General features: G+C 54.2%; 18 protein-coding genes. All 18 read right to left on the bottom strand.

Annotation, left to right across the window (positions count from 1 at the left end):
* Positions 1–182: 182 nt before the first annotated feature.
* The 18 genes from ABID47_RS13760 to ABID47_RS13675 all read right to left on the bottom strand — a co-directional run bounded on the left by ABID47_RS13760 (position 183) and on the right by ABID47_RS13675 (position 22,743).
* Positions 183–1,172, bottom strand: a complete 990-nt coding sequence (locus ABID47_RS13760) for a polysaccharide deacetylase family protein (RefSeq protein WP_212983226.1) — start codon at positions 1,170–1,172, stop codon at positions 183–185.
* 314 nt (positions 1,173–1,486) lie between these two features.
* Entirely contained in the window at positions 1,487–3,583 is a 2,097-nt protein-coding gene (gene pnp, locus ABID47_RS13755) for a polyribonucleotide nucleotidyltransferase (protein ID WP_354497464.1), read from the bottom strand.
* Positions 3,584–3,733: 150 nt separating this feature from the next.
* Positions 3,734–4,003: a 30S ribosomal protein S15 gene (gene rpsO / locus ABID47_RS13750; protein ID WP_076168040.1), complete on the bottom strand. Its 270-nt coding sequence runs from the start codon at positions 4,001–4,003 to the stop codon at positions 3,734–3,736.
* Between the two features lie 161 nt (positions 4,004–4,164).
* Positions 4,165–5,145 (bottom strand): bifunctional riboflavin kinase/FAD synthetase, encoded by a 981-nt coding sequence (locus ABID47_RS13745; RefSeq protein ID WP_432807098.1) that lies wholly within the window; start codon positions 5,143–5,145, stop codon positions 4,165–4,167.
* Complete coding sequence (gene truB, locus ABID47_RS13740; RefSeq protein ID WP_354497461.1) at positions 5,145–6,065, bottom strand: tRNA pseudouridine(55) synthase TruB; 921 nt, start codon at positions 6,063–6,065, stop codon at positions 5,145–5,147. The genes ABID47_RS13745 and truB overlap by 1 nt, the downstream gene beginning before the upstream one ends.
* Complete coding sequence (locus ABID47_RS13735) at positions 6,062–7,039, bottom strand: DHH family phosphoesterase (RefSeq protein WP_354497459.1); 978 nt, start codon at positions 7,037–7,039, stop codon at positions 6,062–6,064. Before ABID47_RS13735 ends, truB begins: the two co-directional genes overlap by 4 nt.
* Positions 7,040–7,064: 25 nt before the next feature.
* On the bottom strand, positions 7,065–7,418 hold the full coding sequence (gene rbfA, locus ABID47_RS13730) for a 30S ribosome-binding factor RbfA (RefSeq protein ID WP_076168050.1): 354 nt from the start codon (positions 7,416–7,418) through the stop codon (positions 7,065–7,067).
* 14 nt (positions 7,419–7,432) lie between these two features.
* Complete coding sequence (gene infB, locus ABID47_RS13725; protein ID WP_354497457.1) at positions 7,433–10,057, bottom strand: translation initiation factor IF-2; 2,625 nt, start codon at positions 10,055–10,057, stop codon at positions 7,433–7,435.
* Positions 10,050–10,373 (bottom strand): YlxQ family RNA-binding protein, encoded by a 324-nt coding sequence (locus ABID47_RS13720; RefSeq protein WP_076168054.1) that lies wholly within the window; start codon positions 10,371–10,373, stop codon positions 10,050–10,052. The genes infB and ABID47_RS13720 overlap by 8 nt, the downstream gene beginning before the upstream one ends.
* Positions 10,366–10,674, bottom strand: a complete 309-nt coding sequence (gene rnpM / locus ABID47_RS13715) for an RNase P modulator RnpM (protein WP_076168056.1) — start codon at positions 10,672–10,674, stop codon at positions 10,366–10,368. Before rnpM ends, ABID47_RS13720 begins: the two co-directional genes overlap by 8 nt.
* Positions 10,675–10,699: 25 nt before the next feature.
* Positions 10,700–11,797, bottom strand: a complete 1,098-nt coding sequence (gene nusA, locus ABID47_RS13710; protein WP_076168058.1) for a transcription termination factor NusA — start codon at positions 11,795–11,797, stop codon at positions 10,700–10,702.
* A 38-nt stretch (positions 11,798–11,835) separates the two neighbouring features.
* A complete protein-coding gene (gene rimP, locus ABID47_RS13705; protein WP_116231232.1) occupies positions 11,836–12,297 on the bottom strand; it encodes a ribosome maturation factor RimP in 462 nt (153 codons plus the stop codon).
* A 195-nt stretch (positions 12,298–12,492) separates the two neighbouring features.
* Positions 12,493–16,809: a PolC-type DNA polymerase III gene (locus tag ABID47_RS13700; protein WP_354497453.1), complete on the bottom strand. Its 4,317-nt coding sequence runs from the start codon at positions 16,807–16,809 to the stop codon at positions 12,493–12,495.
* A 197-nt stretch (positions 16,810–17,006) separates the two neighbouring features.
* Positions 17,007–18,455: a proline--tRNA ligase gene (proS, locus tag ABID47_RS13695; RefSeq protein WP_354497451.1), complete on the bottom strand. Its 1,449-nt coding sequence runs from the start codon at positions 18,453–18,455 to the stop codon at positions 17,007–17,009.
* Between the two features lie 52 nt (positions 18,456–18,507).
* On the bottom strand, positions 18,508–19,779 hold the full coding sequence (gene rseP, locus ABID47_RS13690) for an RIP metalloprotease RseP (protein ID WP_105443611.1): 1,272 nt from the start codon (positions 19,777–19,779) through the stop codon (positions 18,508–18,510).
* Between the two features lie 216 nt (positions 19,780–19,995).
* Positions 19,996–21,135 carry a 1-deoxy-D-xylulose-5-phosphate reductoisomerase gene (locus ABID47_RS13685; protein WP_354497449.1) on the bottom strand — a complete coding sequence of 380 codons (1,140 nt, stop codon included), beginning with the start codon at positions 21,133–21,135 and terminating at the stop codon, positions 19,996–19,998.
* 18 nt (positions 21,136–21,153) lie between these two features.
* Positions 21,154–21,954, bottom strand: coding sequence for a phosphatidate cytidylyltransferase (locus tag ABID47_RS13680; RefSeq protein WP_354497447.1), 801 nt, complete (start codon positions 21,952–21,954; stop codon positions 21,154–21,156).
* Between the two features lie 21 nt (positions 21,955–21,975).
* Positions 21,976–22,743: an isoprenyl transferase gene (locus ABID47_RS13675; RefSeq protein ID WP_354497445.1), complete on the bottom strand. Its 768-nt coding sequence runs from the start codon at positions 22,741–22,743 to the stop codon at positions 21,976–21,978.
* Positions 22,744–22,745 lie beyond the last annotated feature (2 nt).

Below are 22,745 nucleotides of genomic sequence, written 5' to 3'. Positions count from 1 at the left end.
TCTAAGGCCGTTGCTTAAGTTTATTTTTTTCACGCGAGAGGCCCTCCTAAAATTAATCCAATGAACCTCCAGGCTGCCCCTGTCCAGTTCTAACTAGTAATCCGTTTCATGCAAATGATGGCCGAGCCGTAACTTTCCTGACTACAGCCAGTGCAATCCCTATCCTATCAAAAAAAGCCGTCTCACTCAACCTTGGGCGCCGTCACCCTCTCGGGGGACAGCGTCTGGCTGACCGTGCCCAGTACAAGGCCTTTCGCCTTGATCACCCGGATCATGCCCTTCAGCGCCTGGGAGGAGGAGGAGGTCGGATGCATCAGAATCAAGGTGCCCGGCTCCACCTTGGCCGAGATCTTGTTGACGATGGAATCAGGTGAAGGCTTCCGCCAATCCACCGTGTCCAGCGTCCACAGCACCGTCTTCAGGCCGAGGCTGGCGGCGATTTGGACAGTCTGCTGATTAAAATCTCCGGAAGGCGGGGCAAACCACTTGTTCGTCACACCCAGTGTATCCTTCAACAGCTGCTGGGTTTTGCTGATTTCGAGCGTGGCCCGTTCGCGGCTCAGCTGGCTCATGTTGGGATGCGTATACGCGTGGTTCTCCAGCTCATGCCCCCGCTTCTGAATCTCCTTGGCCATCTCCGGGTTTTTCTTCAACCAGCTCCCGTCAAAAAAGAAGGTTGCCTTCACGTTCTCCGCATCCAGCGTATCGAGCATCGGAACGATGTACTCGTCCCCCCATGCGACGTTAATCATCAGTGAAACCATTGGCTTTTTCGGGTTCCCTTTATAAATCGGTTCAGCCGCCAAATCGCCCAGGTTCACCTTGGGGGGAATTTGACGGTACACATATGTAATCGGAGCCGTGGCTCCCTGGGCCTTAGCCCGCTTATAGGTCTCGTCTACGTCGATCTCCAGGCCGTTGTACCCCGGAATAGCCTTCCAGACGCGGTCCACCACCGCATCTACCGGCGGAATCCGTGTGGCCTCGGCCTTCTCCTGAATCTGCTTGTACAGCGGATCCAGCTGCTTCTCGTCCGTCTGGGGCTCAAACGCGGTTTGAGCAGTCAGGTGGTGCCGTACGTCCTGGAAATAGTCCCCGACCGCACCGGTCTGCGCGAGCCCGACGATGGTGGCAAAACAGGCAAGCACGATGGCTGTCCGTCTCCCGTTCATTTTTCCGCTCATCTCCCTTAACATACTTTGTCCCATCATATGAGGGGACGGGCGGGATTATGAATGAGAGGCCGCAGGAAGCCATGGCTCTGGAGTTTATACATTCTGATCTCATAAGAAAAGTGTCTATCGATGTACCTTCATAGAAGACAGACCGCCTTCAAAGGTGATTTTTCTTGCAATATCAGGAAGCAATGGCTCTGGAGTTTATACATTCTGATATTATAAAAAAAGAGCCAGAAGTGAGTACTTTCTGTCTCTTAGACTGCATATGGTAGCAAGCGTGGCTTCTTGACGAAGCCGCTCCGCTTGATTTAAGCCTTGGATTCTGCAACCAATACCGCTTTGCGCGACAGGTTGATACGTCCCTGCTGGTCGATCTCGGTCACTTTGACGGTGATCGTATCCCCGACATTCACGACGTCCTCAACTTTGCCGACACGCTCGGTCGAGAGCTGGGAAATGTGCACAAGTCCCTCTTTATTCGGAAGCACTTCGACGAAAGCGCCGAATTTCTCGACCCGTTTGACGGTGCCGACATAAATTTCGCCGACTTCGACTTCACGGACGATGCCTTCAATAATAGAGCGGGCTTTCTGGTTCATTTCCTCATTGGACGATGCGATGAAGACGCGTCCGTCCTGCTCGATGTCGATCTTCACGCCGGTTTCCTCGATGATCTTGTTGATGATCTTGCCGCCTGCGCCGATCACGTCGCGGATCTTGTCCGGATTGATGTTCATGACGATGATCTTCGGAGCATAAGGAGACAACGTCTCTCTTGGCTTCTGGATCGCTTCCATCATTTTGCTCAGGATAAACATCCGGCCTTCTTTGGCCTGCTTCAGAGCGTCGTTCAAAATCTGGCGGTCAATGCCGGCAATTTTGATGTCCATCTGAATGGCGGTTACCCCTTCAGCCGTACCGGCCACTTTGAAGTCCATATCGCCCAGATGATCTTCCATCCCTTGAATATCCGTCAGAATGGATACATGCTCTCCGTCTTTAATCAGACCCATGGCTACACCGGCAACCGGCGCCTTGATCGGTACCCCAGCATCCATCATGGCCAGCGTGCTTGCGCAAATACTTGCCTGGGATGTGGAACCGTTCGATTCCAGCACTTCGGAAACGAGACGAATCGTGTACGGGAACTCGGTCTCCGATGGAATGACCTTCGACAGAGCGCGTTCACCCAGCGCGCCGTGGCCGATTTCGCGGCGTCCCGGTGCACGAAGCGGACGGGCTTCGCCTACGCTGAACGGAGGGAAGTTATAATGGTGCATAAAGCGTTTGGTTTCCTGCAAATCGATACCGTCCAGAATTTGCACGTCACCGAGCGCACCCAACGTACATACGCTGAGAGCCTGGGTTTGACCACGAGTGAACAAGCCTGTACCATGCGTGCGCGGCAGAATGCCCGTATCGCATTCGATCGGACGGATCTCGTCCAGACCCCGGCCGTCAGGACGGACTTTATCGTGGGTGATCAGGCGTCTTACTTCTTCTTTGACAATATCATGCAGCACTTCTTTGACATCTTTCAAGAGCTCAGGCGTCTCTATGTATTTTTGTTCAAAGAAAGTTACCGTTTCTTCGTTGATCGCATCGATCGCATCCTGGCGGGCATGCTTCTCGGCAATGCGTACCGCTTCTACGAGGCGCTGTGCTGCGAATTCGCGTACTTCGGCATTAACCTGAGCGTCAACCGCATGAAGCTTCACTTCCATCTTCGGTTTGCCGGCTTTTTGCGTCAGTTCGTCAATGACGGACACGATCTTTTTGATCTCCTCGTGACCGAACATAATCGCTTCCAGCATCGTTTCCTCAAGAACCTCGTTCGCCTCGGCTTCAACCATCATGATGGCGTCTCTGGTGCCTGCAACGACCAGGTAAATGTCACTTTTCTCCTGCTGCGCGATGTCCGGATTAATAATAAATTGTCCGTCTACGCGTCCTACGATGACACCGCCGATCGGTCCGTCAAACGGCACGTCCGAAATGCTCAGCGCTGCGGAAGTACCGATCATGGCCGCAATATCCGGCGAGCAGTCCTGATCCACGCTCATGACAAGGTTCAGCACCTGCACATCGTTACGGAAGCCTTCCGGGAACAGCGGACGAATCGGACGGTCAGTCAGACGGCTGGCCAGAATGGCCTTCTCGCTCGGTCTGCCTTCCCGTTTGATAAAGCCCCCCGGGATTTTACCTACGGCATACAATCTTTCTTCATAGTTTACAGTCAGCGGAAAAAAGTCCAGATCCTTCGGTTCGCTGGAGGCGGTCACTGTACAAAGTACGGCCGTTTCCCCGTAGCGGACCATCACGGCGGCGTTAGCCTGCTTCGCGAGGCGTCCGGTCTCCATGACCAGGGTTCTGCCGCCCAACTGCATTTCAACACGACTTTCCATGAAATCCCTCCTTTATTACTCAATCAGTATTCCCCAGATGGGGATAATTCATATAGTCCTGCATAAAAAGCAACCCGGTTGCCCCGCTGTCACTCCTAGAAGGACAAACGGTGAACAACCAGGCTGCTTTCCGTAGAACAATATGGATTATTAACGACGCAATCCAAGTTTTTCAATCAGAGCGCTATAGCGTTTAACATCCTTGTTTTTCAAGTATGCCAACAGTTTACGGCGTTGACCGACCATTTTCAAAAGACCGCGACGGGAATGATGATCCTTCTTGTGCGTACGCAGGTGGTCTGTCAAATTAACGATGTTCTCCGTAAGGATAGCAATTTGCACTTCAGGAGATCCTGTATCGGACTCATGAGTTTTGTGCTCTTCGATCAGTTGTTGTTTGCGTTCTTGAGTCAATGCCATCCTGTTCACCTCCTTAACATAAATAATCGCCGTTAGCCTAGAAACCGTCGGTGAGATCGTGTATCCAAGCTAAGGTTTCCTTCAGCCCATGGGCATCCAGCAACGTTTATCAGTATAGCATACTTCACCGGCAAAAGTAAATGTTCGCCAGCGCGTAAGCTTTAGCGGCCCGACTTCAAAAGTTCTCTGGCGCGATCCGCGTCCGCCTGGATCTGGGCGATGAGTTCCGGTACGGAAGGGAACTTCCGCTCATTCCGGATAAAATGGACCAGCTCCACCGTGACATGCTCGCCATAAATCTCCCGGTCAAAGTCAAACAAGTGAACCTCAAAGCTTGGCACCGTTTCGTTCTCATGAAACGTCGGTTTGACCCCCACATTCATGACGCCGGGAAAAATCCTTCCGTTCAAAAAGGCTCGTACCGCGTAGACACCCTTAACCGGAATGACGAACTTATCGTCCAGTTTCAGGTTGGCCGTCGGAAAACCGATGGTGCGGCCGCGTTTTTCTCCGCCGACAACGGTTCCGCGCAGCCGGTAGCTGCGGCCGAGCAGACGGCCGGCCCGCTCCAGATCACCCCTTTGCAGCGCTTTGCGAATTTCCGTACTGCTGACCTTGCCGCCTTCCAGCTCGAACGGCGGGATGACTTCGACGTCCAGCCGGCCGTTCCCCAGCAGGCGGAGCATCTCAGCATTGCCTTCCCCCTTGTGGCCAAAGCGGAAATCGAAACCGACCACGGCGGCCTCGATGCCCAAGGGAAACAGCATACCTTCCACAAATTCCTGCGGACTTACATGGGAAAAGGAATCGTTAAACTCAACGACGTATACGATATCGACCCCCAGGCCGGCCAGCAGCTCCTGCTTCTCCTGCAGGGGCGTCAGGCTGCCCTCGTAGTCCCCTTTCTTCATCACGTCCTTCGGATGCGGATGGAATGTCATGACGGCCGAAGGGATGTGCTTGCCCTTTGCCAGATTCACCGCAGAAGAGATGACGCTGGCATGACCAAGGTGCACTCCGTCGAACTGTCCGATGGCTGCGACCTGCGGCTGGGTATGCTCCCGGATGACCTCCGCAGGCAGCGGGTACGATAAATATACGGTCTTCACTGTTCTTTCACCTGCAATTCCATAGATAATCATTATGACTCAGGCAGAAATACCTTGACCGGAGCGATGGCCCCCGTCTCTGCCTGTTTTTCGAAAATGCCTAGAAACGTTCCCTTTGGATTATACAGTCGTATGCATCCGGGCAGCATGACCTCCGGCGTTACCGCTCTGCCCGAGAGCCTCTGACCCTGCAAGGCGGCAGCCGCCTTATCCTCGGCCACGGTATGTGCCGGAAGATGCCGGACCGCTTCGTCGACCGGAATCAAATGCTCGTCCAGCTCCCCCGTCGCCGTCAGGCGCTCGATATCTTCGAGCGTGAGGCACTTCGAAGCGGGAATTCCTGCCGACATCGTGCGCTCCAGCTTCACCATCGTTGACGGCAGATGCAGAGCCCGCCCGATATCTACGCATAACGTCCGAATGTACGTCCCCTTGGAGCACAGAACCCGAAAGGAAATGTCCAGATAAGGCCCTTGCCAGGCCGAACCGGTCATTTCAATTTCGTGAATCGTCACCTCGCGGCTTTTGCGCTCAACCGTCTTGCCCTCCCGGGCCAGCTCGTAGAGCCGTTTGCCTCCGACCTTGACCGCAGAGTACATGGGGGGCACCTGTGAAATCGTCCCTTCAAAAGAGTGGAGCACCTTCTCCACATCTTCCGGCGTAACATGGACCTCGTCCACAGATTCCGTGACCGTACCGGTCAAATCCTCGGTGTCAGTGGCAATGCCCAGCCGCAGGGTAGCTGCATATTCCTTCGGAAGCTCCTGCATGTACTCCACCACCCGGGTCGCCCGGCCAAGGCAGAGCGGCAGAACACCGGTAACTTCGGGATCCAAGGTTCCGGTGTGCCCAATCCGCTTCATTTTCAATATACGGCGCGCTTTGGCAACGACATCGTGGGAAGTCATCCCCGCCGGCTTATCGATGGCCAATACACCTTCTAAGCTGCTCATAAAAATTGTCTCACCCGTTCTATAACCTGAGGAATAATCGTATCCAGTGTTCCTTCGATCCGGCACCCCGCTGCACGGACATGCCCGCCGCCACCAAACGTCTGCGCCAGGGCGGCCACGTCAACTTTGCCTGCAGAACGCAGGCTTACTTTGACCGCTTGGTCATTGATCACTTTGAATAAAATGCCGACCTCGACGCCCTGAATATTCCGCGGATAGTTCACGATTCCTTCCAGGTCATCGTTGGCCGCGCCGGCTTCCACCATATGCTCGGGAGTGACGTATACCCAGCTGATTTTGCCGTCCGGCGTCATCTCGAGTGTGTTCAATGCTTTGACCAGCACCTTCATCTGGGGCAGGGTCATTGCCTCAAGCAGGGTCTCCGACAGCTCCGGCCCGTTGACCCCATAGCCGAGCAGCTCGGAAGCCGCCGCCATTACTTTAGGGGACGTATTGGAATAACGGAAACCGCCGGTGTCCGTCAGCAGCCCGGTGTAGATCGCGGTCGCAATCTCCTTCGTCCATTGAAATCCGAAAGCATGGATCAGATCATACAAAATTTCGGCCGTCGCCGCAGCGTCCGGCTTGATCAGCGTCGCGCTCCCGTAACCGTTGTTGGTCGGGTGGTGATCGATGTTCAAGATCAAGACATCCGGAGCGAAGCATTGCTGCGTCAATCCCACTCTCCCAAAATCGGCGCAATCCACACAAATGACATGCTTGAATGAACGTTCCGGTGGATGAAGCTCCATATTCACGATCTGCTCTGACAGGCATAAAAATTTCATCCGTTCAGGAATCGGCCCTTCATTGATCAGAGTAAATTTTTTGCCCAGACATGAGAGAAGCCAGCCCACGGCAACTGTGGAACTGACTGCATCTCCGTCCGGCTGAATATGAGACACTACAAGATAATCATCATGCGTCAGCAAAAACTCCTTTGCCTGCTCAAGCGATTGTTCATAGGTCTGCATTGGCCGTCTCCTTTAAATCTTTTATTTAGTTATCTTCGTTTTTTCCGATTTCACCGAGGAGCTTCTCGATGTGACTGCCATACGCGATGGATTCGTCAAACTTAAAAATCAGCTCCGGGGTATGGCGCAGCCGGACTCGCTTGCCGAGCTCCGAGCGGAGAAAGCCGTTCGCCTTCTCCAGAGCCTTCAGCGTGTTGTTCTTCTGCTCGTTATCCCCCAGAACGCTTAAATAAACTTTCGCCTGCGACAAATCGTTCGTCACATCCACACCGGTTACGGTAACGAAACCGATGCGCGGGTCCTTCAGTTCGCTTTGGATAAGTTGGCTCAGCTCTTTCTTGATCTGTTCTCCAACCCGTCCAGCCCGAATTTTAGCCATGCCTGTTCACCTCTCTACTTGCGCTCCACCGTTTCCATGATGAACGCTTCAATAACGTCGCCTTCCTTGACGTCATTATAGCTTTCCAAAGTAATGCCACATTCATAACCCTGTGCCACTTCTTTAGCGTCGTCCTTGAAACGTTTGAGCGTATCGATCTTACCTTCATGGATGACGATGCCGTCGCGGATCAGGCGGACTTCGGCGTTACGCGCGATCTTGCCTGATGTAACCATACATCCGGCAATCGTACCCACTTTGCTGATTTTGAAGAGGTTGCGCACTTCCGCGTGGCCGATAACCACTTCTTTATATTCCGGATCCAGCATGCCCTTCATGGCCTGCTCGATTTCTTCAATGACGTTGTAAATGACGCGATGCAGGCGGATATCCACTTTCTCCTGCTCGGCGGTTGCGCCAGCCTGCGGATCTGGACGGACGTTAAAGCCGATGACGATCGCATTGGACGCCGCTGCCAGAATGATATCGGACTCGGTAATTGCCCCTGCGCCGCTGTGGATGATTTTGACGCGAACGCCTTCCACTTCAATCTTCGAGAGCGAGCCTTTCAGCGCTTCGACCGAACCCTGCACGTCGCCTTTGATGATGACGTTCAGGTCCTTGATCTCGCCGTCCTTGATGTGCTTGAACAGATCGTCCAGCGTAACGCGGACGTTGCTGCCAAGATCGGACTGACGCTGGGTGATGGCGCGTTTCTCGGCAATCGAACGGGCCTTGCGCTCGTCTTCAAATACCATGAACGGATCGCCGGCAAGCGGAACTTCGGTCAGACCGGTGATTTCCACCGGCGTAGACGGTCCGGCTTCCTTCAAACGGCGTCCCTTATCGTTGACCATCGCCCGGACGCGGCCAAAGCAGTTGCCTGCCACAAACGCATCCCCGACTTTCAGCGTACCGTGCTGTACCAGCACACGGGCTACCGGTCCGCGGCCTTTATCCAGCTCGGCCTCGATCACCGCACCGCGGGCGCGTTTGTCCGGATTCGCTTTGTATTCGTTCACTTCGGCGACCAGAAGGATCATCTCAAGCAGATCCTCAAGCCCCATTCTTTGCTTCGCGGATACGTTGACGAAAATCGTGTCTCCGCCCCACTCTTCCGGAACGAGACCGTATTCGGTCAGCTCCTGCTTCACTTTATCCGGATTAGCATCCGGTTTGTCGATTTTGTTCACCGCCACGATGATCGGCAGCTCGGCCGCCTTCGCGTGGTTGATAGCTTCCACCGTCTGCGGCATGACACCGTCATCGGCAGCGACCACAATGATCGTAATGTCGGTAATTTGCGCACCGCGCGCACGCATGGCCGTAAACGCTTCGTGGCCCGGCGTATCCAGGAACGTGATCTTCTTGTTGTTGATTTCCACCTGATAAGCACCGATGTGCTGGGTGATGCCTCCGGCTTCGCCGCCGGTTACGTTCGTGGAACGGATGGCATCCAGCAGCGTCGTTTTACCATGGTCGACGTGACCCATAATGGTGACAACCGGCGGACGCGACTTCAGATCAGCCGGATCGTCGTTCTCTTCGACGGTCTCGAAGCGATCGTCCTCGACCACGATCTTCACTTCGACTTCGACGCCGAATTCACCGGCAAGCAGCAAAATCGTATCGATGTCGAGTTCCTGGTTGATCGTTGCCATGACGCCCATCTGGATCAGCTTCTTAATGACTTCGGAAGCATCCTTATGAAGCAGTTTGGCCGTTTCGCCAACGGTCATGTTGCCGCGGACGATAATCTTCTTCGGCGTGTTGTCGATCTTCTCGCGCGGCGGCTGCTGAGTCTGTTGTCTGCCGCGGTTGTTCTTACCGCCGCGATTGTTCCGGTTAAATCCTCCGCCCTGGCGGTTGTCGTCAAAGCGTTTCGAACCGTTGCTATTGCCGCGGTTCTGACCGCGATTGCCGCCGCCGCGGTTATCGTTGCTTCTGGAGAAGCTGTTGTCGCCGCCGGCGTTTCCTTGCGGACTGCGGTTTCCGGTGGATTGCTGCTGCGGGCGTCCTGCGCCCGAGCGCTGGCCTCCACCCTGTTGCGATCCTTGAGGACGATTGCCGCCTTGACCGGATCCTTGGGGGCGATTGCCGCCCTGGCCGGATCCTTGCGGACGGCCTCCTTGGGAACCTTGATTCCGGTTATTCGATCCGGCACCCGCGCCTTGCGGACGGTTGCCCGATCCATTCGATTGACCTTGCGGTCTGCTTTGCTGAGATCCTGAGTGACTTCTGCGGGAATCTTGCCCGCCTTGTGGTCTTTGCGACCCTGTTTGTGTGGTGTTATTCAATTTATTATTCATACCTACCTGCTTTTCCTGTTGTTTTTGTGATGGGTCCGATCCGGCTGCCCGGCCGCCCTGGTTACGCTGAGTGCCTGACTCGTTTCTGACCGCGGAAGTGCTCGCCACGGTCTGGCGGTCTCCGCCTTCCCGCTTGGCGGCCGCATTCGACTTAATATCCTTGAAAAATTGTTCCACCTTCGAGACCGCATCATTCTCCATAACGCTCATATGATTGTTAACGGGAATATCAAGCCTTTTCAAAATGGTTATGATTTCCTTACTGCTCATATTAAGTGATTTTGCATATTCGTACACGCGCAGCTTATCTTTACTGTCCTGTTTACTCAATATACTCCACCTCCGAATTATCTCCAAGACTTTTGGAGATCATTTCTGCGAATCCTTGATCCGTAATGGCGAGCACAACCCTTTCGGGCTTTCCAATGCTTGTGCCCAGGCTTTCCCGGTCAAATCCGATCACCAGAGGAATGTTGTATGTTCCGCATTTGTCGCGGAACTTTTTTTGTGTATTGGCTGAGGCGTCAGCCGCCAGCATGACCAGTTTCGCTTCGGAAGACCGGATCGCTTTCAGGACGATTTCGTCGCCGGTGACCACTTTCCCCGCCCGCATGGCAAGACCCAGGCGGGATAAAGTTTTACTCATCAACCGAACGTTCCTTTACGGCCAAAAATTCGTCTTCCACGAGCACAAAGTCATCTGCGAGCTGTTCGTAAATTTCCGGTTTGACATGATGCTTCAGAGCCCGATCCAGTGATTTGTTCTTCTGTGCCAGTTTAAAGCAAGATACTTTGCCGCAGAGGTAAGCCCCCCGGCCCGACTTCTTGCCAGTCAGGTCGATCAGCACTTCATCTTCCGGCGTTTTGACAATACGGATCAGTTCCTTCTTGGGCATCATTTCCTGGCATGCCACGCATTTGCGCAGCGGGACTTTTCTTTGTTTCATGCCGCGACCCCCGTCCTGTTTGGAATTAATCGACGGAGACGGAATCTTGATGCATTTCACCCGAGGATGTTTTCGGTCTGCCGAATTCCTGTTCCGCCTGGCTCTCACTCTTAATATCGATCTTCCATCCTGTCAGCTTGGCTGCAAGGCGGGCGTTTTGCCCTTTGATCCCGATGGCGAGAGACAATTGATAATCCGGCACGATGACACGTGCCATCTTCTCGTCTTCAAATACAATCACTTCCAGAACCTTGGAAGGGCTGAGGGCATTGGCCACATACTCTTCCACCTGTTCGGAATAACGGACGATGTCGATTTTTTCACCGCGCAGCTCATTGACAATGGTCTGCACACGCAAGCCCTTCGGCCCGACGCAGGAGCCGACAGGATCCACTTCCGGGTTGCGGGAATACACCGCGATCTTCGAGCGGAATCCGGCTTCACGGGCGACGGAGCGAATTTCCACGACACCGTCAAAAATTTCCGGAACCTCCAGCTCAAACAATCGCTTCAAAAGCCCCGGATGCGTCCGGGACAGCATGATTTGCGGCCCCTTGGTTGTATTCTCCACCTTGGTGATGTAGGCTTTGATCCGGTCGCCGTGCTTGAACTTTTCGTTCGGCATCAGCTCGTTGAGCGGCAGCACCGCTTCCACCTTGCCCAGATCCACGTAGAAGTTGCGAGGATCCTGGCGCTGGACCGTACCGGTCACGATATCCTCTTCTTTGTCGACGAAGGCGTTATAAATCAGGCCGCGCTCCGCCTCGCGGATCCGCTGCGTAACGACCTGTTTGGCCGTCTGGGCGGCAATCCGGCCGAAATCCCGGGGAGTGACCTCGATTTCCGCAATATCGTCAATTTGGAAATGCGGATTGATCTCGCGGGCGGCAGGCAGGGAAATCTCGGTGCGGGGATCCAGCACCTCTTCCACGATCAGCTTGCGGGCAAACACTTTGATAACCCCGGTATTCCGGTTCATGTCGACGCGAACGTTCTGCGCCGTGTTAAAATTCCGTTTGTAGCTGGAGATCAGCGCCGCCTCAATGGCTTCGAACAAAATGTCCTTGCTGATTCCTTTCTCTCTTTCCAACTCATTCATCGCTTCAATAAAATCCATACTCATTGGAAATCAATTCCCCCTTTCAAAGTGCAGCCTTGTATTTAAAAAATAATCGCCAGTCTGGCGCTGGCAACTTTTGCATACGGGATGCTGTATTCCTTTTTGCCCGCAGAAATGACAAGAACGTCGTCCTCGAACGAAAGAAGCCGGCCTTCAAATTCCTTCTGGCCTTCTACCTGCTCGTAAACCGTTACAAAAACATCTTTGCCGACGGCTTTGGCTACGTCTTCCTTCTTCTTGAGCGGACGTTCGGCGCCAGGGGAGGAGACTTCCAGAAAGTAAGCTTCGGGAATCGGATCGTTCTCGTCCAGCTTCCCGCTCAGATACTCGCTGATCATCCCGCAGTCATCAATGTCGATGCCGCCTTCCTTGTCAACAAAGACGCGAAGAAAGTAGTTGCTGCCTTCCTTCACGTATTCGACGTCGACAAGCTCGAAGTTATGCTCATCCAAATAGGGCTGTACCATTTGTTCCACAATTCCTTTGATCTTCGGTGTGCTCAAAGATTATAACCTCCAAGGCTTCAAATATCCTATATACCAAAGAGTAAAGAGTGGGTCGCCCCACTCTTTAAACAACGGTTTTATCTACATGATTACCAAAAAAATTATAACATAGTCTGGCAGTACTGACAAGTATGATGCCTTGACTAAACCTTGTGCAGCAAGGGGTTAGGGCATTGCACGCAAAAGACGGAATTAAAATAACGAAAGCTGGTTGCTCTCCGGAAGCCCCCTGAAGCAGCCCATTCCCGTGAGCAGCTCGATGATCGTCTTACTCGCTTTGGATTTCTGCTGGAAATCCTCAATGGAGAGAAACTCCCCGTATTCGCGGGCGGCGGCGATGTTCTTGGCCGCGTTATCCCCGATACCGGCCAGCGCCGAGAAAGGTGGAATCAACGATTCTCCGTCCACCGTAAACCGGGTCGCATCGGAACGGTACAGATCGATCGGCTTGAACGTAAAGCCGCGTGCGGTCATTTCCAGCGCCATCTCGAGGATCGAGAGCATGCTTTTTTCCTTGGTTGTCGCCTGGAAGCCCTTCTGCTCGATCTCTTCGATTTGCCGGTAGATGGCCTCATAGCCCTGGCAGCACAGCTCGATATCGAAATCTTCTGCCCGGACCGAGAAGTAAGTGGCATAATATTCGATCGGATGGTACAGCTTGAAGTAAGCCGTGCGCACCGCAGAGATAACATATGCAGCGGCGTGCGCTTTCGGGAACATGTACTGGATTTTGAGACAGGAATCGATATACCACTGCGGCACCTTGCACCGCTTCATCTCCTCGATCCACTCTGGCGTCAAGCCCTTGCCCTTACGCACACTTTCCGTAATTTTAAACGCCAGGCTCGCATCCATGCCGGCTTTATAAATCAGGAACAGCATGATGTCGTCACGGCAGCCGATCACCGTTTTGATGTTGCAGGTGCCGTTCTTGATCAGCTCCTGCGCATTGCCGAGCCATACGCCCGTTCCGTGGGACAGGCCCGAAATCTGCAGCAAGTCGGCAAAGGAGGATGGCTTTGATTCAATCAGCATCTGGCGGACGAACTTCGTCCCCATCTCCGGCACGCCGTAGGTGGCCACCGGTGTCCGGATTTGTTCGGGCGTTACCCCGAGCGCCTCCGTTGAGTTGAACATGCTCATGACCTTCGGATCGTTCATCGGAATCGTCGTCGGATCGACCCCTGTCAAATCCTGCAGCATCCGCATCATGGTCGGATCATCGTGCCCCAGAATATCGAGCTTGAGCAGGTTCGCGTCGAAGGCGTGATAATCGAAGTGGGTCGTCTTCCATTCCGCGCTCGTATCGTCAGCCGGGTATTGAACCGGCGTGATGTCTTCCACTTCCATGTAGTCAGGGACAACGACGATACCGCCCGGGTGCTGGCCCGTGCTCCGCTTGACGCCGGTGCATCCGGCGGCGAGCCGGTTCAGCTCCGCTCCGCGCCACTTTTTATGGTATTCCTCTTCGTATTTCTTTGTATAACCGAATGCCGTTTTTTCCGCCACGGTACCTATCGTTCCTGCACGGAACACACATTTTTCGCCAAAAATCTCTTTAGTATAGTTGTGTGCCGTCGGCTGATATTCCCCGGAAAAGTTCAAGTCGATATCGGGAACCTTGTCGCCCTTAAAGCCAAGGAACGTTTCGAACGGGATATCCTGGCCTTCGCCCTTCAGCATTTGGCCGCAGTTCGGGCATTGCTTGTCCGGAAGGTCAAATCCGCTCGGCACGCTGCCGTCCAGGAACCATTCGCTGTGCTTGCATTCCGGATTTTTGCAAATATAATGCGCGGGCAGCGGGTTAACCTCGGAAATGCCGAGGAAGGTCGCGACGACGGACGATCCGACGGAACCCCGCGAACCGACAAGATAGCCGTCCTGGTTCGACTTTTTCACCAGCCGCTCGGAAATGAGATAGTTGGCGGAGAAGCCGTATTTGATAATCGGCTCCAGCTCCTTCTCCAGCCGTGCGACGACAACTTCCGGCAGGTCTTCGCCATAAATCGACCGCGCCGTGGCATAGCAAGTGTTGCGGATTTCCTCATCCGCCCCCTCGATAATCGGCGTAAACAGCTTATCCGGGAACAGCTCGTATTCCTCAAAGCGGTCGGCCAGATCGTTAGTGTTCTTCACAACTACTTCCATCGCCTTCTCCGGACCAAGGAACTCGAATTCCTCCAGCATCTCTTCCGTCGTCCGGAAATGGGCATCCGGCTTGCGGATATCCTTCAGCGGGCTGAAGCCTGTGATGCCGTGAATCGTAATGTCCCGGAACAGCTTGTCCCGCGGCTCCAAGTAGTGCACATTGCCGGTGGCGATCACGGGCTTGTTCAGCTTTTCCCCGATCTCGCACACGGTTTTGATGGCGTTCTTCAGCTCTATCGTGCTTCCGACGAGCCCTTTTTCTACAAGGTGCATGTACATCGTCAGCGGTTGAATTTCCAAAATGTCATAGAACTCCGCCACCTCGGTCGCCTCCTCCACCGTCTTGTTCAGCACGGTTTCGAAGAACTCGCCCTTCTCGCAGCCGGAGATGACCAGCAGCCCTTCGCGCATCTCCTCCAGCTTCGATTTCGGGATGCACGGCACCCGTTTGAAATATTCGGTGTGCGACATCGACACCAGCTTGTACAAGTTTTTCTTGCCGATCGGGTTCAGTGCGTAGATTCCGCAGTGGAACGGACGAGAATTGGACAGATCCTTGCCGACGTAATCGTTCAGGCGTTCCAGGCGGGTCAGCCCTTTGATCTTCTCGGCATCGGCCAGCAGTCCGTCCAGAATGCCGGCGAGGGCAATCGTATCGTCAATCGCCCGGTGGTGGCTTTCCAGCGCCACTTTATACTTATCCGCCAACGTGTTGAGGCGGTGGTTTTTCATCGTCGGGTGAAGCAATCTGGCCAGCTCCAGCGTATCCAGCGCCGGGTTGTCCAGTTCCGGCATGCCGAGCCCCTTCAAGGCAGCCTGGATAAAGCCCACGTCGAACCGTGCGTTGTGAGCCACAAGCACGCCGTCACCGACAAACTTGACGAAGTCCTGGATGACGGGCTCAAGCTCCGGCGCATCCTTGACCATCTCGTCGTTAATGTTGGTCAGCTGCTGGATGTGATACGGTATTTTTTCATGCGGGTTAACAAACGTAGCGTAGCGGTCGACTTCCTTGCCTTCATGCATTTTGACGGCCGCAAGCTCGATGATTTTGTTGTTCGTGATCGACAGGCCGGTGGTCTCGATATCGAATACGATGTAAGTCGCAGACTTCAACTCCATCGGCTTCGGCTGCATGACGACCGGAACGGAATCGTTCACCACGTTGGCCTCGACGCCGTAAATCATTTTGATCCCGTTTTTCTTCGCGGCTTTGGCCGCTTCGGGATAACATTGCACGCCACCGTGATCGGACACGGCAATCGCTTTGTGGCCCCACTTGGCGGCTGTCTTGATGTACTGGTCGATTGGCGTCACGGCGTCCATCGTGCTCATCGTCGTATGCAAATGGAATTCCACCCGCTTCTCCGGGGCATTATCCTTGCGGGTAGGTGGCGCTTGGACTTCGATCAGATCCGAAGGGATCATGACCAGCTCGGGAATCGTCATAAAGCGGTCCATCTCGACGCGACCGCGTGCTTTCACCCATTTGCCGTTGGCGAGCAGGCTCAGAACTTTGACGTCTTCCTTCGTCTTGGCAAACATTTTCATCTGCAGGGAATCCGTAAAGTCCGTCAGGTTAAACATGAACAGCGTGCTGCCGTTGCGCAGCTCTTTGCGGTCCAGGCCAAAAATCGTGCCCTGAACCGTAATTTTTTTCTCTTCGTCCTGGATTTCCTGAATCGGAACCGGCTGCTCCTTGATATCGTAACCGACCTGAAGAAAGACTTCCTCATCGTCACCCTCGGCTGCGCGCGATTCCGCCTCCATGCTGGAAATCATCTTCTGGATGACCTCACGCTCTTCCTCGAGCTTCTTCTGCTCGAACTCCTCGTACATTTCCCGCTGGATTTCGCCAACTTGAATTTTGACGCGGAGAGGAACCTCGAAGTAATGCGCGAAGAAACGGGTGAGCGCCTGGTCGATCTGCTTCTTTCTCGCCAGCTCCAACGACGTATTGTCGGACATCGTGACCGTCAGGGTTTCTCCGTCAAGCTCATGCTTAGCCCGGGCCATCCAGCCGTTGACGGAAGGAATTTCGCGGTGAACCCACTCCAGGAAAAGGTTCCAGTATGCGCCGACGATGTCTTTGCGGTCTACTCCTTCCGCATATCTGAACACAAACGACAGCTTTGCAATATGCTGCATTTTCTCCTGAAGCCTCAGACAGAACGTCCGGTACACCTCACCGGGGACCAAGGTTTCCTTCCAAATGGTGATTCTCCATTCCTGATTGCTCCGGCTGATCTCCACCTGTTCGATATGACCATCCAGAAAATAGGGATCCACGATCGCGGGCGGTATTTCCCCCTGCTTCATCAGCAGCTCGAACCGTTTTCTCTTTTCCCCCACGTTTTCCATGCTCTCCTCCCCCTTTAAAGCGCTAATCCATAAACATGAAGAGCCTCTGTTCACAAAAATGTCTCGATCTCGTGCACCGACTCATTTCTGGCAGAAGCTCCTCATTCATTATTTCATCCGGCCTCTCTACCGATCCGCCGGGTTCTTCCCTGCTTATGCGGGAAACGAATCAAACTCGCAGCTTGGCTGCCGCAGTATTAATACGCTCTGGCAAAAACGACGGTGTGCTTGGCAGGCTGCCCGCATACCAGACAGGTATGCTTCTCTTCCGCAGGCTCGAAAGGAATGTTCCGGCTGGTTGCCCCGGTCTCTTCCTTCACCTTGCTCTCGCAGGCTTCCGAACCGCACCATCCAGCCAGTGTAAATCCGCGCTGCTGTTCCATGCTGCTCTTCATTTCCTCCAGCGTGTCCACCGAATAGAAATGGTCGTTCATAAACTGCTTCGCACGATCAAACATTTCCTTCTGGACCTGATCCAGCATCGTCTGAACTTCTTCAACCAGGTTGGCCTGCTGAACAACCTTCTTCTCGCCGGTAATCCGGGAGACGAGCACACAGACGCCGTTCTCCATGTCACGTGGACCGATTTCCAGACGGACCGGAACGCCGCGCATTTCGTATTCGTTGAATTTCCATCCCGGACGAAGGTCGCTGCGGTCGTCCACGCGCACGCGGATGCCTGCCTGCTTCAGCTCGGCGAACAGCTCGTCCGTGCGGCCAACGACGGCATCCCATGTTTTCGGCGGGCCGATCGGAATCATGATCACCTGCGTCGGAGCGACCTTAGGCGGCAGCGCCAGTCCACGGTCATCGCCGTGCACCATAATCATCGAGCCGATCAGGCGCGTGCTTGTGCCCCAGGATGTCGTATGCACGTATTCCTGCTTGTTGTCTCTGCTTAAGTATTGAATGTCAAACGCCACCGCAAAGTTCGTGCCCAGGTAGTGGGAGGTTCCCGCCTGAACCGCGCGGCCGTCCTTCATCATCGCCTCGATGGAGAACGTCTCCACCGCACCGGCGAATTTCTCGGAAGGCGTCTTCTGGCCGGTAATGACCGGAATCGCCAAAAACTCTTCCACGAATTGACGGTACACTTCCAGCATCTTCATCGTTTCTTCGCGCGCTTCTTCTTCCGTCTCATGAGCGGTATGGCCTTCCTGCCACAAAAACTCGCTCGTGCGGAGGAACGGCAGCGTGCGCTTCTCCCAGCGGACGACGTTGGCCCACTGGTTAATGAGCACCGGCAGGTCGCGGTAGGATTGGATCCATCTGGCGTACATGTGCCCAAACATCGTCTCGGACGTCGGACGGATCGCCAGACGCTCCTCCAGCTTGTCTCCGCCTGCCTCAGTTACCCAAGGAAGCTCGGGATTAAAGCCCTCGACATGCTCTTTTTCTTTCTGGAAAAAGCTCTCCGGAATAAAGAGCGGAAAATAGGCGTTGCGATGACCCGTTTCCTTGAAACGGCGGTCCAGATCACGCTGGATGTGCTCCCAGATTTCGTAGCCGTCCGGACGGAAGACGATGCAGCCGCGAACCGGCGAATAATCCATCAGATCGGCTTTCTTGATTACATCAATATACCAGCGGGAGAAATCTTCTCCCTGCGGCGTAATCTCCGTCACAAATTGTTTATCGTTTGACATAAAAATGGACTTCCTCCCAAGTTCACCCCGTTCTAGCCGGGGACATCATTAGTTATCCGTTAATCAATCGTAATATATCATTGTAGGTTACGGCAATCATTAATAGGAACAGCATGGCGAAGCCCACAAAATGGACCATGCCTTCCCGGCTCGGATCGATCGGCTTGCCCCGCAGCGCTTCGACTCCGAGGAACACCAGCCGGCTTCCGTCCATCGCCGGGATCGGCAGCAGGTTGAAGATCCCCAGGTAGAGGCTGAGAATCGCCGCCCAATACGTCAGCTGCACGATGCCCTGCTTCGCGATCTGACCCGTCACTTCGAACGTCCGCACAGGCCCGCCCAGATCGTCCATGTTAAACTGCTTGATCAGCTGGCCGAAGCCCTGGAAAATGATCTTGGTCGTATCGACCATCGCGACTCCCGCTCCGCTGAACGTTTCGCCGATCGACGCCTTGCGGCTTGGCAGCTGCGGCGTAATGCCTACCTTGCCGCCCTCCTGGCCTTCCATTGCACGCGGAGTCAGCGTCACATTAAATACCTCGTCTCCCCGGCGGATCGTCCATTCCATCGGCTTGTCCTTGGATTTGGAGGTCAGATCGATCATTTTCTGATAATCCGCGCCGATCTTCACGCCATCGATCGATTCGATGATGTCGCCCTTCTTCAGGTTCGCTTCATAGGCAGGCATTCCTTTGGAGATGTCGCCGATCTGCACGTACGTCGGATTTTCCAGCGGAATCCCCGCCATCTGCAAATGGACCCCGAAGAGTACGAAGGCCAGAATAAAATTCATCAGCGGCCCCGCAAAAATCGAAAGCGCGCGCTGCCCCACCGTCTTGCTGGCAAACTGGCGGTCTCTCGGGGCTATTTGCGTCTCATGGGATTTGGCGACCAGCATCGCCTTCGGATAAATCGGATACTGCTGGCTCTCGCCGTCCACGTTCAGGCGGACCTTCAAATCATCGACCATATCGATGAATTCCACTTCTCCGCGGATCACGTTCTTTCGGTTGTCCAGCTGATCCAGATATATCTTCTTGACTTCGCCGCCGCTGACGCGGACCGCGATGGTCTGGCCGGGGTGAATTTCCACGATTTCAGGATCTTCCCCCGCCATCCGGGCATAACCGCCAAAAGGCAGCAGCCGCAGCGTAAACTGCGTTTCATTCCGTTTATAAGAAAACAGTTTCGGACCGAAACCGATCGCAAATTCCCGTACCAGTATGCCGGCGCGTCTGGCAAAGTAAAAATGGCCCCATTCATGCACCGTCACGATGACGAAAAACATGAGTACCGTCAAAAATACTACCTGCACCATTTCCAAGCGTCGCATCCCCCTTAATTTGTCTGAGACCGAAGTTTCTGTCGCATCTATATCATCAGATGGATTAAAGCCCACAGCGCGAAAAGAAGCTCGTCTTTAATTCAGTCTATATAGATTATCATTATTCTCCGGTCCCGCACAAGAGAATCACATTCTCGTCATTTTTTAAAATCAGGGGAGTAGAGTGATGTATTGTTATGCCGCTTGCGTGCCCGCTTACAGCTTGGCAGCAAGCAGCCGCGTATTCCGGTCGCACTCCTCAATGTCCGCCAGCTGCGGATTCGAAATGTTGGCGTGCCGGTCAAGCACTTCCTCAATAATATCCTCTATTTGTAAAAACGAAATCTCCCTGTTTAGAAACCGGCCTACCGCCACTTCGTTGGCTGCGTTAAAAGCGGTGGTCGCTGTACCACCCATTTTACCACATTCAAAGGCAAGTCTTAAACAAGGGAACCGCTCCATGTCCATTTCTTTAAAATGCAGCCTGCCCACTTCGGCCAGCGACAGCCGTTTGGCAGGCGAATCCCAGCGTTCCGGGTAGGTCAGTGCGTACTGGATCGGTACGCGCATGTCCGGATTGCCCAGCTGGGCGATGATACTCGTATCGCGGAATTCCACGAAAGAATGAATGATGCTCTCGGGGTGAAGCAGCACGTGGATCTGCTCATACGGTAGGCCGAACAGCCAATGGGCTTCAATCACTTCCAGCCCCTTGTTGACCATCGTCGCCGAGTCGATGGTGATTTTCGCCCCCATCGACCAGTTAGGATGCTTCAAAGCATCCTCCACCGTCACCGATTGGAGCTGCTCCCGGGTCAAATCCCGGAACGAACCGCCGGAAGCGGTCAGCGTGATGCCGGCTAGGTCATCGCGGCGTTCACCGTTCAGGCATTGAAATATAGCCGAGTGCTCGCTGTCGATCGGCAGCATATTTACGCCTTTTCGCTTAATGGCCTCAGTGACAAGATGCCCTGCGGTTACAAGCGTCTCCTTGTTGGCCAGTCCAATGTGCTTCCCGGCTTCGATCGCCGCCAGCGTGGAATGCAGCCCCATGCTGCCTACCACTGCCGTTACTACTGTATCGGCGTCCGTGCCGGCCGCTACCTCCACCAGCCCTTCATTTCCATAGAAAATTTCCGTACCCGGCGAAACCTGCGTCTTCACCTGTTCAGCCAGTTCTTTGGTCGCGACCGAAACCTTCTTCGGTCTGAACTGCTGAACCTGCCGGAGCAGCAGCTCCACGTTCGACCCGGCCGCAAGCCCTTCAATTTGAAAATGCTCCGGATGCTTCGACACGACATCCAGCGTCTGCGTGCCGATCGAACCGGTAGAGCCGAGAACGCTTAATTTCTTCATATTGAACCTTCTCTCGTCTTAATAAGGCATCAGCATCATGATATGTACGAACGGAAATACGATAATCCAGCTGTCGCAGCGGTCGAGGATTCCCCCATGACCCGGCAGCAGATTTCCCGAATCTTTGATGCCGTATACACGCTTGTACGCCGATTGGACCAGATCCCCCAGCTGACCGGCCACCGCGCATGCCAGGCCGATCGCCAGCGCTCGTCCAAACGTGAGGAGACCGCCCGACAGAAGCGCAAAGACCGCCGATGTCAACATAGCGATCACGACACCGCCAAGGGCGCCTTCGATCGTTTTATTCGGGCTGATCGCCGGCCACAGCTTGTGGCTGCCGATCCATTTGCCCACGAAGTACGCTCCTGCATCGCTCGCCCAGATCGACACCAGCAGCAAAAACGTCCAAAACACTCCGTGTCCATCCGGGGCACTGCGGGATTCGGCAATGTACGAAAAGCCGACGCCCACATAAACGGCTCCCAGAAAGAGCAGGGAGGTCATCTGAATGCCCACCTTGTTTTTGGTAACGACGGTCACCAGCAGGAACAGGAACAAAAGCAGCCAGATGACGTGCCCGAGAGGAAGCGGAAAGCTGATATCCAGCAACTTCCACGGGAACATAAACACAAGCACGCCCAGATATCCCAGCATGGCCGTACCGCTAAACGGGGATACCCGGGTCATTTTTACAAATTCATAATATCCGATCATTGCCATCGCCAGGACTAGAATGTGGTACGGCAGGCCGCCAAGCAGGCAAAATCCCAGAAAAACGACACCCGCAACAATTCCTGTGATCAGTCGTTGTTTCAACGGTATTCATCCCCCATCAGGCTAAGTCAGTCCGCCGTATCGACGCGTTCTGCGCTGGTATTCAGCAACCGCTTCGTATAAATGATTTCGGTTAAATTCAGGCCAGTAAATATCGGTAAACCACATTTCGCTGTACGCGAGCTGCCACAGCATGAAATTGCTGAGCCGCATTTCGCCGCTCGTCCGGATAATGAGGTCCGGATCCGGCATGCCTCCCGACAGCAAATGACGGTCAATCAGCTCCGGGGAAATCTCGTCAGGCGACAGCCTGCCTTCCTGAATCTGTTTACCCAGCTCCCTCATGCAATCTGTCATTTCCTTGCGGCTGCCGTAGTTGAGGGCAAAATTGAGGACAAGCCCGTCATTGCCAGCCGTCCGGCGCATCGCTTCCTCCATGGCATTCAGCGTGTGCTGCGGCAGACCATCGCGGTCACCCATCATGCGGACCTGCACATTTTTTTGGATCAATTCGTCCAACTCGATCGCCAGAAATTCCTGCGGCAGACGCATCAGAAAGTCGACTTCGTCTTTGGGACGCTTCCAGTTTTCCGTAGAGAAAGCATACAGCGTTAAATATTTAATGCCCAGCTCGTCGGCAGCAATGGTTGCCCGCTTCACTGCCTTCATCCCGGTCTGGTGCCCGACGATTCGCGGCAGCCCGCGACTTTTGGCCCAACGCCCGTTGCCGTCCATAATGATGGCCACATGCTCAGGAACGTTGTCCATGGATCGCTCTGGCAAAAGCTGCGGGTCCTTCTGTTTCCACCACGATCGAACTCGTTTGATCATTC

Source organism: Paenibacillus favisporus, assembly GCF_040545415.1.
GTDB lineage: Bacteria > Bacillota > Bacilli > Paenibacillales > Paenibacillaceae > Paenibacillus_AQ > Paenibacillus_AQ favisporus.
Note: the sequence above shows the minus strand (reverse complement) of the source record. Positions and strands in the feature narration are given on the sequence as shown.